Raw genomic sequence first — 12,574 nt, forward strand, 5'->3', positions numbered from 1 at the left:
GCTCCTGGACCTGCTTCACTTGGTGCCCTGATTGCGAAGGGGGCCGCCCAATCGGGCGGCCCCCTTCGCAATCAGGGCGTCAAAAGTAAACGGGGTCCAGGGGCCTGTAGGCTCCTGGCGGGAGAGGTCCGGAGAGGGCAGCGCCCTCTCCGGGATGCGCCTACCCCACCGCCGCCGCGTCCACCACTTGCAGGCAGGCGGTGACGTCGCCGTTCCAGCGTTCGGCGCGGAGGTGGCCGCAGAGGTGCAGCGGCACGCGATCCTGGGCCAGCAGGGCGGTAGCGAGCGGGCCTTCCTTGGCGCGGAAGCAGATGGTTTTGAGGCGGCCGCCGCCTTCGCCTTCGATGATGGCGCGCACGGTCGCGCCTTCCTTGCCGAGGCGGTCGGCGCGCAGCACGCGGGCGCGGGCGATGGCGAAGAGCGGTTCTTCGTTGCCCGCACCGAAGGGGGCCAGGCGCTCCACGGCCTGGGCGAAATCGGTGGTGGCGCCTGGGACGGTCAGGGTGCCTTCGATGCCGAGGTCGGCCGAGGCCGGGAGGGATTTTGCGACCGCGAGCCGCTCCTCCAGGAAGGCGTGCACGGCGTCGAGCCGGTCGCTCAGGAAGGAGAAGCCGGCGGCCATGGCGTGGCCGCCGCCGGTCTCCAGCAGGCCGGCTTGGCGCGCAGCGATGACGGCGGCGCCGAGATCGACGCCGGGGACGGAGCGGCCGGAGCCCTTGGCGAGGCCGAGGGCGATGCCGGCGATGCAGGCGGGGCGGTTGAACTTCTCCTTCACCCGGCCGGCGACGATGCCGACGACACCGGGGTGCCAGCCGTCGCCGGCGACCAGCAGCACGGCGCGGCCGGCGCTGGCCTGGGCCTCGGCGGCGGCGAAGGCGGCGGCGATGACCTCGCTCTCGACCTCCTGGCGGCGGCGGTTCACGGCGTCGAGCTGCTCGGCCATCGCGCGGGCCTCGATCGGATCCTCCTCCAGCAGCAGGCGGAGGCCGAGATCGGGGGCGGCGATGCGGCCGCCGGCGTTGATGCGTGGACCGAGGGTGAAGCCGAGGGTATGGGCGGTGAGCACGTCCCGCGCGCCGGCCACGTCGAGCAGTGCGGCGAGGCCGGGTCGTTCCCGGCGTCCCAGCACCTTCAGGCCCTGGGTGACCAGGGCGCGGTTGATGCCGGTCAGCGGCATCACGTCGCAGACGGTGGCGAGTGCGACGAGGTCGAGCAGCCGCCGGAGGTCGGGTTCGGGCTCGCGCCCGAAATGCCCGGCGCGGCGGAGGGTGCGGAGTGTCGCGACCGCGGTCAGGAAAGCGACGGTCGCGGCGCAGACATGGCGCAGCCCGCTCTCGTCATCGAGGCGGTTGGGGTTCACCACGGCGGCGACCAGCGGCAGGGCGCCTTCGGCCTTGTGATGGTCGAGCACCACGACGTCGGCGCGGCCGAGTGCGGCGGCGAGCGCGGTCGCGGCGGCGATGCCGCAATCGACGCAGACGATCAGCGTGGCGCCCTGGTCGCAGAGCGCCGTGATCGCCGGCGCGTTGGGGCCGTAGCCTTCCTTGAGGCGGTCGGGGACATAGGGGGTCACGGCGCAGCCGAGGTCGCGCAGGAAGCGCGTCATCAGCGCCGCGGCGCAGGCGCCGTCCACGTCGTAGTCGCCGAACACCGCGACATGCTCGCCATGACGGGCGGCATGCGCGAGGCGCTCCGCGGCCGGGCCCATGTCGCGCAGCACGGCGGGATCGGGCAGCAGCGCGCGCAGTGTCGGGTCGAGGAAGTCGGCCGCGTCGTCGATGCCGATGCCGCGGGCCGCCATCAGGCGGCCCACGACCTCCGGCAGGGCCAGGCGCTGCGCGATCCCGGCGCCGATGCGCGCATCGCCTTCGCGCCAGGCCCAGCGCCGCCCGGTGACGCTGCGCTCGACGCCGAGGACGGGCGCCGCGGGCGGCTCAGGCGACAAAGGCGGTCGGCTTCAGCGCGAAATTGTGCTGGCCTTCGATGTAGCGGACGGTGCCGGACTTGGAGCGCATGACGATCGAATGCGTGACCGCGCCGGCGGCGTGGCGCCGCACGCCGCGCAGCATTGGGCCGGTGGTGACGCCGGTCGCGGCGAACATCACGTCGCCCTTCGCCATCTCCTCCAGGTCGTAGACGCGCTTCGGGTCGGTGATGCCCATGCTGCGGGCGCGCTCGATCTGGGCATCATCCTCGAAGATCAGCCGGCCCTGCATCTGGCCGCCGATGCAGCGGAGCGCGGCGGCGGCCAGCACGCCTTCCGGTGCGCCGCCCCAGCCGAGATACATGTCGACGCCTGTCTCCGGCTGGGAGACGGCGACGAGGCCGGCGACGTCGCCATCCGGGATCAGCATGATGCGGGCGCCGGCGGAGCGGCAGCCACCGATGATCTCCTTGTGCCGGTCGCGGTCGAGGATGCAGACGACGAGGTCGCTGATCTCGACCTTCTTGGCGCGCGCCAGCTCGCGCAGGTTCTGCTCGGGCGTGGCGTCGATGCTGATGATGCCGGGCGGCAGGCCGGGGCCGACCGCGATCTTGTCCATGTAGATGTCGGGCGCGTGCAGGAAGCCGCCCTTCTGGGCGAGCGCCACCACCGCCATGGCGTTGGGGCCGCCCTTGGCGGTGGTGGTGGTGCCTTCCAGCGGGTCGACGGCGATATCGACTTCGGGCCCGCCGCCGGTCTTGGCGTAGAGGCCGATGCGTTCGCCGATATAGAGCATCGGCGCCTCGTCCATCTCGCCCTCGCCGATCACGACGGTGCCGGTGATGGCGACGGTGTCGAAGGCGCGGCGCATGGCGTCGACCGCGGCGCCGTCGGCCGCGTTCTTGTCGCCCCGCCCCATCCAGCGGGAGGCGGCGAGTGCCGCGGCCTCCGTCACCCGCACCAGCTCAAGCGCGAGGTTGCGGTCCACCACCATGCCGGGTTCGGTCGTTGCTGCGGCCATAGCTCTGTTCTCCGACTCTGGAAGCGGGTTGCGGCGCCGGGGCCGCCTAGGGCCCGCTCAATAGCGGGAAATCCGTCCCGCGTCAGCGGAGCGAGAGCAGAGGCCCGCCACGCCGGCATGCCTCCGGATCGGCCGGCCGTGCCGCCCGCGTGACCGCGAAGCTGGTGCAGCCCGGCCCCCGCACCTCTCCCGCCAGGGTCCCATCCGGCGCCAGGCGGCCGTCGAGCGCCACCATCACATAAAAGGGCGGCCGCATCAGCCAGCGCCATGGCGAAAGGCGCAGCCGGGCGCGGAGCGCGTCGTAGTCGCCTACCATCTCGTAGCAGCCGGTCGGCACTTCCGGGTTGTCGGCCGCGGCCTCGAAATGGAACAACGCGGTGACCCGCGAGCCGCCCTGCGGCGTGATGGTGAGCGCCATCGCGGTATTGCCCTGGGCGCAGGTGTAGTGGCCGGCCCAGGTGCCGGCCACACCGTCCTCAGCGCTCGCAGGTGCTGCGAGCAGCAGGAGGAAAAGCGCGGCCAGCCACCGGATCACAAGCCCTCGATCCGGATCAGCGCCGGCTTCTCGACCACCGTCGGCAGCGCCTCGATGCGGGCCAGCGCCTCCCGCATGCGGCCTTCGACGCAATCATGGGTGGTGAGCACGATGGGAACCGCCTCCCCCGGCGCGCGGCCGCGCTGGAGCATGGATTCGAGGCTGATGGCGTGGTCGCGCAGCACGCCGGTGACGTCGGCGATGACGCCGGGACGGTCGAGCACCATCAGGCGCAGGTAATAGGCGCCGACATGCTTCTCCATCGGCAGCGAGGGCGCGTGCGACAGGGCATCGGTGGCTGCGCCCCAGACCGGGGTGAGCCTGCCGCGCGCCAGGTCGATCAGGTCGGCGACCACTGCGCTCGCGGTCGGCCCGGCGCCGGCGCCGCGCCCTTCCAGCATGACGCGGCCGACGAAGTCGCCCTCCGCCACCACGGCGTTGAAGACGCCTTCGACGCGGCCGATGGCGGCGGCCTTCGGCACCATGCAGGGATGCACCCGGGTGCTGATGCCGCTTTCCTCGCGCTTGGCGATGCCGAGCAGCTTGATGCGGTAGCCGAGCTCCTCCGCGAGCTCGATGTCGAGGGCGGAGACCTCGCGGATGCCTTCGATATGCACGGCGCCGAGGTCGACCGGGCGGCCGAAGGCGAGTGCGGCCAGGATCGCCAGCTTGTGCGCGGCATCGACGCCGTCGATGTCGAAGGCGGGGTCGGCCTCGGCATAGCCCAGGCGCTGGGCATCGGCGAGGACCTCGGCGAATTGCAGGCCGCGCTCGCGCATCGTGGTCAGGATGTAGTTGCAGGTGCCGTTCAGGATGCCGGCGACGCGGCTGATCCGGTTCGCCGCCAGCCCCTCGCGCAGCGCCTTGATGGCGGGGATGCCGCCGGCGACCGCGGCTTCGAAGGCGAGCGTCACGCCGCGGGCCTCGGCCTGCTCCGCGAGCGCTGCGCCATGCACCGCGAGCAGCGCCTTGTTGGCGGTCACCACCGGCTTGCCGGCGGCGATCGCGGCCTCGACCAGCGCCCGGGCCGGGCCCTCGCTGCCGCCGATGGTCTCGACGACGACATCGATCGCGGGATCGGCGGCGATCGCGACCGCGTCCTCATACCAGCGGAGCCCCGCGACTGGCACGCCGCGGTCGCGCGTGCGGTCGCGCGAGGAGACGGCGGTGACCGCGATCGGGCGGCCGGCGCGGGCCGCGATCAGCTCGGCATTGTCGCGCAGCAGTTTCGCCACGCCGGCACCGACGGTGCCGAGGCCGGCGATCGCAACGGCAAGAGGACGCGCAACGGGGCGCGGCCGAGTAAGCTCTCCGCGGCCCGCGCCGCTCCGACCATCAGGCGCGCTCATTGTGCCACCAGCTCCGGTTCGGCCTCGACAGGGCCGGCATTGTCGCCCTGGAGGAAGCTCCTGATACCGCGCAGCGCCTGGCGGATACGGTGGTTGTTCTCGACCAGCGCGATGCGGACATGCCCGTCGCCATGCTCGCCGAAGCCGAGGCCGGGTGCGACCGCGACCTTCGATTTCTCCAGCAGCAGCTTGGAGAAGCCGACCGAGCCGAGATGGCGGAACTTCTCCGGGATCGGCGCCCAGAGGAACATCGAGCCCTCGATGCTCGGCACCTCCCAGCCCGCCTGGCGAAGGCCCTTCACCAGCACGTCGCGGCGGTCGCGGTAGAGGGCGCGCATCTCGGCAACGCAATCCTGCGGGCCGTTCAGCGCGGCGGCCGCGGCGACCTGGATCGGCGTGAAGGCACCGTAGTCGAGGTAGGATTTCACCCGCGCCAGGGCCGCGACCAGCTTCGGGTTGCCGACCGCGAAGCCCATGCGCCAGCCTGGCATGTTGTAGGTCTTGGACATCGAGGTGAACTCGACCGTCACCTCCTTCGCGCCCGGCACCTCCAGCACCGAAGGCGGCGGCGTCGCGCCGAAATAGAGCTCGGCATAGGCGAGGTCCGAGAGGATGAAGAGCTCGTGCCGGCGGCAAAAGGCGACCAGCTCCCGGTAGAAGTCGATGCTCGCGACCAGGGCGGTCGGGTTGGACGGGAAGTTCACGATGACGGCGGTCGGCTTCGGCACCGAATGGCGCACTGCGCGATCGAGCGCCCGCAGCATCTCGTCATCCGGGGTGTAGGGGATGGAGCGCACGGAGGCGCCGGCGATGATGAAGCCGAACTGGTGGATCGGGTAGGACGGGTTCGGCACCAGGATGGTGTCGCCGGGCGAGCTGATCGCCTGCGCGAGGTTGGCGAGCCCTTCCTTGGAGCCGAGGGTCGCGACCACCTCGGTCTCCGGGTCGAGCTTCACGCCGAAGCGGCGCTCGTAATAGCCGGCGCAGGCGCGGCGGAGGCCCGGGATGCCCTTCGACATGGAGTAGCGGTGGGTGCGCGGGTCCTGCACCGCCTCGATCAGCTTGGCGACGATATGCGGTGGCGTCGGGCTGTCCGGATTGCCCATCCCGAGGTCCACGATGTCCTCGGCCATAGCTCGCGCCTTCGCCTTCGCCGCGTTGACCTCGGCGAAGACATAGGGGGGCAGGCGGCGGATGCGGTGGAATTCCTCGGTCATTGGCTTGGTCCAGTGGAAGAAGGGCGCGGACCATAGAGCAGATCCCGATCCGGTGGAATCGCCGGAGCGGGTGAAGATGCTCGCCAAAACAAAGGGCTGGCGCGGCGGCCGCCCCAGTCAGCCGGCTAGGGCCGGCTGGGCGATCCGCTGCCGGGCGCCAGCAGGTCCTGGGAGGGCGGTGGCGGTGGCCCGCCGCCTGGTGCCAGGAGATCGGGCGGCGGCAAGGGTGGCGGCCCGCCGAGGCCCAGAGGCGGCTGTGCGGCCGGCGGGGGCGCGCCCGGTGCCGAGGTCCGCGGCGGTGCCTGGGGCACGGGCTGGGCGGGCATCGGCGTCGGCAGCGCCGCTGGGGCGGTCGGTGCGGGCGGGAGGGTCATGACGGGCGGCGGCGGCACCGCGACCATCGGTCCGACCAGGGCCGGCGTCGGCGGGCCGGGAAGCCCCGGCGCGGGGCGGCCGAACTGGCCCTGCGACATCGCACCCGCCGGCAATTGGTCCCGCGTCACGTCGCGTTCGCGGGCCAGCCGGTCGGTCAGCGCGTGGCGCACCGCGGGGTCGGGGCGGTCCGGCCGTGGCGGCACCGTGCCGAGCGCGGGATAGACCCCTTCCCCATCCAGCCCGGGCGGGCGCTCCCGCCCCTCGGTCGCGGGACCGAAGACGCGCCCGAGGGTCGCGACCGGCCCGGTGCCCCCGCAGGCGGTGAGCGCCAGCGGCAGGGCAGCGAGCATGGCGATCACCAGCGCCCGCGCTTGATCGGCTGCCATGCGACCCCTACCCTTTGCTGAACGATCGGCTCCCGCCATATGTGGCCCTGCCCGTGCTTCCGCTGTGGAGGACACGGGTAGCCCGAACCGGCCAGGGGCGGAAGGAGGGAGCATCGGCATGGCCGACGACACTGACGACGCCGCGCCTTCGTTCCGCCTGGCGGACCCGGCGATCGTCTCCCGCACCATGGCCGATGTGGCGGAGCGCGGGCAGCGCATCGTCACCGATTTCCTGCGCCGCCAGGCCGAAGGGCCGACGGCAGCGACCGAGCAGCCGGCCGACCCCTTCAACATCGGTTCCGCCTTCCTCGAGATGACCGCGCGGCTGATGACCAACCCGGCGCGGCTGGTGCAGGCCCAGCTCGGGTTCTGGCAGGACTACCTGACGCTCTGGCAGAACACCGCGCGGCGCATCATGGGCGACGCCACCGCCCCGGTGATCGCCGAGGATCCCAAGGACAAGCGCTTCAAGGACGACGCCTGGCAGGAGAACGAGGTCTTCGACTTCATCCGCCAGTCCTACCTGCTGTCCGCCCGCTTCTTCCGCACGGTGGTCGAGGACAAGGAGGGGCTGGACACCAAGACGGCGCAGAAGATCGACTTCTACACGCGGCAATTCGTCGATGCGATGAGCCCGACCAATTTCCTGCTGACCAACCCGGAGGTGCTGCGCCGCACCGCCGAGACCGGCGGCGAGAACCTGCTGAAGGGCCTGTCGAACCTGCTGGCGGATCTGGAGCGCGGCAAGGGCAAGCTGCGGATCCGCATGACCGACGACACCAAGTTCCGGGTCGGCGAGAACATCGCGGTCACGCCGGGCAAGGTCGTGTTCCAGAACGACCTGATGCAGTTGCTGCAATACGCGCCGACTACGGCCAAGGTCCTGAAGCGGCCGCTACTGATCCTGCCGCCCTGGATCAACAAGTACTACATCCTCGACCTGCGCCCGAAGAACAGCTTCATCCGCTGGGCGGTGGAGCAAGGGCATACGGTCTTTGTGTGTTCCTGGGTGAACCCCGACGAGCGGCACGCGGAGAAGGAATTCGTCGACTACATGCGCGAGGGCCCCTACGCCGCCCTCGCCGCGATCGAGCGCGCGACCGGCGAGAAGTCGGTCAACGCCATCGGCTACTGCCTCGGCGGCACGCTCCTCGCCGCGACGCTCGCGCATATGGCGGCGAAGCGCGACACCAGGATCAAGAGCGCGACCTTCTTCACGAGCATGCTGGATTTCGAGGAATCCGGTGAGCTCGGCGTCTTCATCGACGAGGAGCAGCTCCAGGCGCTCGAGGAGAAGATGGAGAGCCGTGGCTACCTCGAAGGCCGCGACATGGCGACCACCTTCAACATGCTCCGCGCCAACGACCTGATCTGGTCCTTCGTGGTGAACAACTACCTGCTCGGGCAGGAGCCCTTCCCCTTCGACCTGCTCTACTGGAACGACGACAGCACCCGCATGCCGGCGAAGATGCACAGCTTCTATCTGCGCCGCATGTACCAGCAGAACGACCTGGTGAAGCCGGGCGGGATCGAGCTCGACGGGGTGAAGCTCGACCTCCGGAAGATCAAGCTGCCGGCCTATATCCTCTCGACGCGGGAGGACCATATCGCGCCCTGGAAGTCGACTTACCGCGCGACCCAGCTCTTCAAGGGACCGACGCGCTTCGTGCTGGCGGCCTCCGGCCACATTGCGGGCGTGGTCAACCCGCCGGAATCGGGCAAGTACAGCCATTGGGTCGGCGCTGAGCTGCCGCAGGAGGCCGAGGCCTGGTTCCATGGTGCGACCGAGCTCGCGGGATCCTGGTGGCCGGATTGGCAGCGCTGGATCCTGACCCAGGACCGGGCGGAAGTGCCGGCGCGGCAGCCGGGCGATGGCGGCCTGGTGCCGATCGAGGATGCGCCGGGGGCCTATGTGAAGGTGACGGCCTGCGATTGAGGACAGCCGGCTTCTATGGTGCGGCGGCGCTGGCCGAGATCGCCGGCTGCTTCGCCTTCTGGGCGTGGCTCAGGCTCGGGCGCTCCGTGCTCTGGGTGCTGCCGGGCACGCTGTTGCTGGTCTTCTTCGCCCTGCTGCTGACCCGGATCGATGCCGCCGCCGCCGGTCGCGCCTTCGCCGCCTATGGCGGGGTCTACATCGCGGCCTCGCTCGCCTGGGCCTGGGCGGTGGAAGGGCTGGTGCCGGATCGGTGGGATCTCGGCGGCGCGGCGCTCTGCTTGGTCGGCGCGGCGGTCATCATCGCGGCGCCTCGGTGAGATATACTGTGGGGACAGCGAGTTATCCGGTGATGTTAAGGTTCCACGGCGTGCGGTCAGGTTAATACCCGCGCCCGAGCCCCTCGGTCAGGGTGCCGCCGGAGGTTACGCCGGTATCCGGCGCCGCCTGCGTCCCATACCAGCGCTGTTCGGCATCGATCCGCGCCGACTCCTGGACCAGCAGCGCCGTCGCCTGCTCGGCATACGGCAGGGGGCCGGGTTGCTCGAGCAGCCGCAGCGCCGCCTCCCCGCCGCCACGGAACAGCGGCGCCGGGAGGGCGGAAGCGGCGGCGGCCCGGTCGCCACGCGCCAGGGCATTCGACGCCGCCACCAGGGCCTGCATGACCAGGCGCGGCGAGGCATCCGGATCGGCGGCGAGCGCGCTGCGGACCTCGGAACGCGCGCCGCGCAGCGCAATCACGATGGACGGTGAGATCGGGCCCCAGCCGGGCGCCGCCTCGGCCACGTATTCCAGCCGCGCCGCGGCGCGCGCGGCCCGGGTCGGATTGCCCTGCAGCTTCCGGCCCTGGTCGATGAAATCGTCGACAGCCAGGTTCATCGCGTCACGCACCGGATCGGCGCTCGGCGCCACCAGGCCGGCCGGCGGTGCGGCGCCGGCCTGCGGGCGCCGCATCTCATCGCAGGCGGCCAGGGTCAGCATGGCGAGGATCGCACTCCCCGCGCGCGGCAATGCCATCAGTGGTGTCCCATCTTGAAGATGTTGCCGCGGCCGCCCCGCTGTTGACGCATGAGCTCGCTCTCGGCGCCGCTCGCGGCGCTGGCGGTCTGCGGCAGCGCCGGCAGGGCGGCAAGCCGCGTCAGCGTCGCCGCGCCGCCACCCTGGAAGAGCGGCGCCGGCAGGGCGGCGGCCGCGCGCGCCGCATCGCCCTGCTGCAGCGCGTAGCGCGCGGCAAAGAGCGCGTTGATCACCGGTTGCGGCTGCGCGTCCGGCGCGATGCCGACGGCGCTGCGCCACTCGGCCCGGGCCCGCTCGAAGGCCATCGGCACCACCGGGGAGAACTCCCGCCAGCGCGGCCCATAGGGCAGCTCGACCGCCAGATACTCGGCCTGTGCGACGGCGAGCGCTGCGTCCGCCGGCTGCTGCGCCAAGTTGGCGGGGGTCGCGAAGGCATAGGAGGTGTTGAAGATCGCATTGCGTGTCGGGTCGGCGAGGCCGAGCCCTACATCCGGCGGCAGCGCCGCCGGGGGCGGCACCGTGCCGCAGGCGCCGAGGGCGAATGCCAGCAGGGCCGCCATGCCGTGGATTCTCATCGCGATGACCTCCTGTCCGGGCCAAGGCCTAGCATGTGGGCATGGCAGGTCGCTGAGCAACTGGCCTCAGAGGCCTCTCACAGGCCGAGGCTGGCGCGGTGGCGCTGGCCCAGCTCCACGTAATGCGCCGCGGTGCGATCGAAGCGCGCCCGCTCCTCCGCGCTCATCACCCGGACCAACCGCGCCGGCGATCCGGTCCAGAGCTCGTTGCGGCCGATGCGCTTGCGCGGCGTCAGCAGGGCGCCGGCGCCGAGCATGCCGCCCTCCTCGATCACTGCGCCGTCGAGCACGGTCGCGCCCATGCCGACGAAGGCGCGGTCCTCCAGTGTGCAGGCATGGATGATGCAGGCATGGCCTACGGTCACGTCGTCGCCGATGATCGCCGCCTCGGCGGCGCGGTTGACGTGGACGATGGTGCCGTCCTGGATGTTCGACCGCGCGCCGATGCGGATGAAGTTGGTGTCGCCGCGCAGCACGCAGTGATACCAGACGCTGCTCGCTGGCCCGATCGTCACCTGGCCCATGACCAGCGCGGTCGGCGCGATGAAGGCATCCGCCGCGATCTGCGGCCGATGCTCCTCGAAGGGCAGAACCGTCGTCGGTCGTGGCCGATTCAGATCTTCGGGCCCGTCCGACGCATGCGTCGGACCCCGACGATCATCGGACACGCTCACGCCGCCTTCGGCAGCGTGGCGGTGACCGCGATGCCGAGCATCAGCCCGATATTCTGCACCGCGGCGCCGGAGGCACCCTTGCCCAGGTTGTCGTAGCGCGCGGTCAGCACCGCCTGCCCGTGCCTGTCATTGCCATGCACGCGGAGCTCGATCGCGTTGCTGCCGTTCAGCGCCTCCGGCTCCAGCTTGGCGTCCGACCTGGCGACCGAGACGAATTCGCTGCCCGCGTAGCGCGTGTGCAGCAGGTCCTCGATCTCGGCCGGCTTCGGGCTGCCGCGCAGCAGGTCGAGATGCAGCGGGATGCTGTCGATCATGCCCTGGCGGAAATCGGCGACCGAGGGGACGAAGATCGGCCGGCGCTGCAGCCCGCTGTAATGCTGCAGCTCCGCGACATGCTTGTGCTCGAGCGCCAGGCCGTAGAGCTCGAAATTCGGCGCGGTGCGTGCCTCGTAGGTCGCGATCATCGCATTGCCGCCGCCGGAATAGCCGGAGATCGCATTCACCGTGACCGGGAAGTCCGGCGACATCAGCCCGGCGTCGATCAGCGGCCGCAGCAGCAGGATCGCGCCGGTCGGGTAGCAGCCCGGGTTCGCGACCCGCTTCGCCGCGGCGATGATGCCCGGCTGGTCCGGCGTCAACTCCGGCAGGCCATAGGCCCAGTCCGGATGCACCCGATGCGCGGTGGAGGCGTCGATCAGCTTCGGCGCCGCGTCGCCGAGGGACGCGGCCAGCGCCGCGCTCTCCTTCGCCGCGTCGTCGGGCAGGCAGAGCACCACCAGATCGACCTCGGCCATCAGCGCGCGCCGTGCGTCTGGGTCCTTGCGTCGCGCCGGATCGATGGAACGCAGCGACAAGGCGGGGTTGACCGCCAGACGCTCGCGGATCTCGAGGCCGGTGGTGCCGGCTTCGCCATCAATGAAGACGCTCGGAATCTGACCCTTCAGCATGGAACCCTCCTTGCGGGACCATTGGCGCAAGATTGCGCCGCGAAAAGCAAGAAGGGCGGACCCTCGCGGGTCCACCCTTCTTCGATGACAGCCATGCGGCCGGCGCTGGAGCCGGCCCGCCCGGCTCAGCGCTTGGAGAACTGGAAGGAGCGACGCGCCTTCGCCTTGCCGTACTTCTTGCGCTCGACCACGCGCGGGTCGCGGGTCAGGAAGCCGGCCTTCTTCAGGATGGAGCGCAGCTCGGGCTCATAGTTGACGAGCGCGCGGCTGATGCCGTGGCGTACCGCGCCGGCCTGGCCGGAGAGGCCGCCGCCGGCGACGGTGCAGAACACGTCGAACTGCTGGTAGCGATCGGCCACCAGGAAGGGCTGGGTGATCAGCATGCGCAGCACCGGACGGGCGAAGTACTTCGCCTGCGGGCGGCCGTTGATCTCGATCTGGCCCTTGCCCGGCTTCACCCAGACGCGGGCGACAGCGTCCTTGCGGCGGCCGGTCGCGTAGCTGCGGCCGAAAGCGTCGCGCTTCGGCAGCACCGGCGCGGCGGCGGCCTCGCCGGCGGCGGGCGTCCCCTGGACCAGGTCCTTGAGATCGGCGAGAGAAGTTGCGGTCTGCTCGCTCATC

General features: G+C 71.2%; 13 protein-coding genes. 2 read left to right on the plus strand and 11 right to left on the minus strand.

What is annotated here, in order from left to right; translation table 11 throughout:
• Positions 1-160: 160 nt before the first annotated feature.
• The 6 genes from recJ to GXW71_RS02910 form a co-directional block, all read right to left on the minus strand.
• A complete protein-coding gene (recJ, locus tag GXW71_RS02885) occupies positions 161-1,945 on the minus strand; it encodes a single-stranded-DNA-specific exonuclease RecJ (protein ID WP_211850894.1) in 1,785 nt (594 codons plus the stop codon).
• Positions 1,935-2,945, minus strand: coding sequence for a class II fructose-bisphosphatase (gene glpX / locus GXW71_RS02890; protein ID WP_211850895.1), 1,011 nt, complete (start codon positions 2,943-2,945; stop codon positions 1,935-1,937). The genes recJ and glpX overlap by 11 nt, the downstream gene beginning before the upstream one ends.
• A gap of 82 nt (positions 2,946-3,027) precedes the next feature.
• Complete coding sequence (locus tag GXW71_RS02895; RefSeq protein WP_211850896.1) at positions 3,028-3,480, minus strand: hypothetical protein; 453 nt, start codon at positions 3,478-3,480, stop codon at positions 3,028-3,030.
• Positions 3,477-4,829 (minus strand): homoserine dehydrogenase, encoded by a 1,353-nt coding sequence (locus tag GXW71_RS02900; protein WP_211850897.1) that lies wholly within the window; start codon positions 4,827-4,829, stop codon positions 3,477-3,479. Before GXW71_RS02900 ends, GXW71_RS02895 begins: the two co-directional genes overlap by 4 nt.
• Positions 4,826-6,046: an LL-diaminopimelate aminotransferase gene (locus GXW71_RS02905; RefSeq protein WP_211850898.1), complete on the minus strand. Its 1,221-nt coding sequence runs from the start codon at positions 6,044-6,046 to the stop codon at positions 4,826-4,828. Before GXW71_RS02905 ends, GXW71_RS02900 begins: the two co-directional genes overlap by 4 nt.
• 125 nt (positions 6,047-6,171) lie before the next feature.
• Entirely contained in the window at positions 6,172-6,807 is a 636-nt protein-coding gene (locus GXW71_RS02910) for a hypothetical protein (protein ID WP_211850899.1), read from the minus strand.
• Between the two features lie 118 nt (positions 6,808-6,925).
• Here GXW71_RS02910 and GXW71_RS02915 point away from each other — a divergent pair, with 118 nt between their 5' ends.
• On the plus strand, positions 6,926-8,743 hold the full coding sequence (locus GXW71_RS02915; RefSeq protein WP_211850900.1) for a PHA/PHB synthase family protein: 1,818 nt from the start codon (positions 6,926-6,928) through the stop codon (positions 8,741-8,743).
• Positions 8,740-9,060: a YnfA family protein gene (locus tag GXW71_RS02920; protein WP_211850901.1), complete on the plus strand. Its 321-nt coding sequence runs from the start codon at positions 8,740-8,742 to the stop codon at positions 9,058-9,060. The genes GXW71_RS02915 and GXW71_RS02920 overlap by 4 nt, the downstream gene beginning before the upstream one ends.
• A gap of 61 nt (positions 9,061-9,121) precedes the next feature.
• Here the strand turns inward: GXW71_RS02920 and GXW71_RS02925 are convergent, their stop codons facing one another.
• From GXW71_RS02925 to rpsI, 5 genes are all read right to left on the minus strand, one after another.
• Entirely contained in the window at positions 9,122-9,757 is a 636-nt protein-coding gene (locus GXW71_RS02925; protein WP_211850902.1) for a hypothetical protein, read from the minus strand.
• Entirely contained in the window at positions 9,757-10,332 is a 576-nt protein-coding gene (locus GXW71_RS02930; RefSeq protein WP_211850903.1) for a hypothetical protein, read from the minus strand. The genes GXW71_RS02925 and GXW71_RS02930 overlap by 1 nt, the downstream gene beginning before the upstream one ends.
• 77 nt (positions 10,333-10,409) lie before the next feature.
• Positions 10,410-10,949, minus strand: a complete 540-nt coding sequence (locus GXW71_RS02935) for a gamma carbonic anhydrase family protein (RefSeq protein ID WP_408901984.1) — start codon at positions 10,947-10,949, stop codon at positions 10,410-10,412.
• Between the two features lie 53 nt (positions 10,950-11,002).
• Positions 11,003-11,953, minus strand: coding sequence for an N-acetyl-gamma-glutamyl-phosphate reductase (gene argC / locus GXW71_RS02940; protein WP_211850904.1), 951 nt, complete (start codon positions 11,951-11,953; stop codon positions 11,003-11,005).
• A gap of 125 nt (positions 11,954-12,078) precedes the next feature.
• Positions 12,079-12,573, minus strand: coding sequence for a 30S ribosomal protein S9 (rpsI, locus tag GXW71_RS02945; protein ID WP_211850905.1), 495 nt, complete (start codon positions 12,571-12,573; stop codon positions 12,079-12,081).
• Position 12,574 lies beyond the last annotated feature (1 nt).

Source organism: Plastoroseomonas hellenica (assembly GCF_018129085.1).
Lineage (GTDB): Bacteria > Pseudomonadota > Alphaproteobacteria > Acetobacterales > Acetobacteraceae > Plastoroseomonas > Plastoroseomonas hellenica.

What these genes read in the sequence shown, in the direction of transcription:
- glpX (WP_211850895.1), bottom strand. Translation starts at nt 2,945, where the DNA reads ATGGCCGCAGCAACGACCGAACCCGGCATGGTGGTGGACCGCAACCTC.
- GXW71_RS02900 (WP_211850897.1), bottom strand. Translation starts at nt 4,829, where the DNA reads ATGAGCGCGCCTGATGGTCGGAGCGGCGCGGGCCGCGGAGAGCTTACT.
- GXW71_RS02905 (WP_211850898.1), bottom strand. Translation starts at nt 6,046, where the DNA reads ATGACCGAGGAATTCCACCGCATCCGCCGCCTGCCCCCCTATGTCTTC.
- GXW71_RS02910 (WP_211850899.1), bottom strand. Translation starts at nt 6,807, where the DNA reads ATGGCAGCCGATCAAGCGCGGGCGCTGGTGATCGCCATGCTCGCTGCC.
- GXW71_RS02915 (WP_211850900.1), top strand. Translation starts at nt 6,926, where the DNA reads ATGGCCGACGACACTGACGACGCCGCGCCTTCGTTCCGCCTGGCGGAC.
- GXW71_RS02925 (WP_211850902.1), bottom strand. Translation starts at nt 9,757, where the DNA reads ATGGCATTGCCGCGCGCGGGGAGTGCGATCCTCGCCATGCTGACCCTG.
- GXW71_RS02930 (WP_211850903.1), bottom strand. Translation starts at nt 10,332, where the DNA reads ATGAGAATCCACGGCATGGCGGCCCTGCTGGCATTCGCCCTCGGCGCC.
- argC (WP_211850904.1), bottom strand. Translation starts at nt 11,953, where the DNA reads ATGCTGAAGGGTCAGATTCCGAGCGTCTTCATTGATGGCGAAGCCGGC.
- rpsI (WP_211850905.1), bottom strand. Translation starts at nt 12,573, where the DNA reads ATGAGCGAGCAGACCGCAACTTCTCTCGCCGATCTCAAGGACCTGGTC.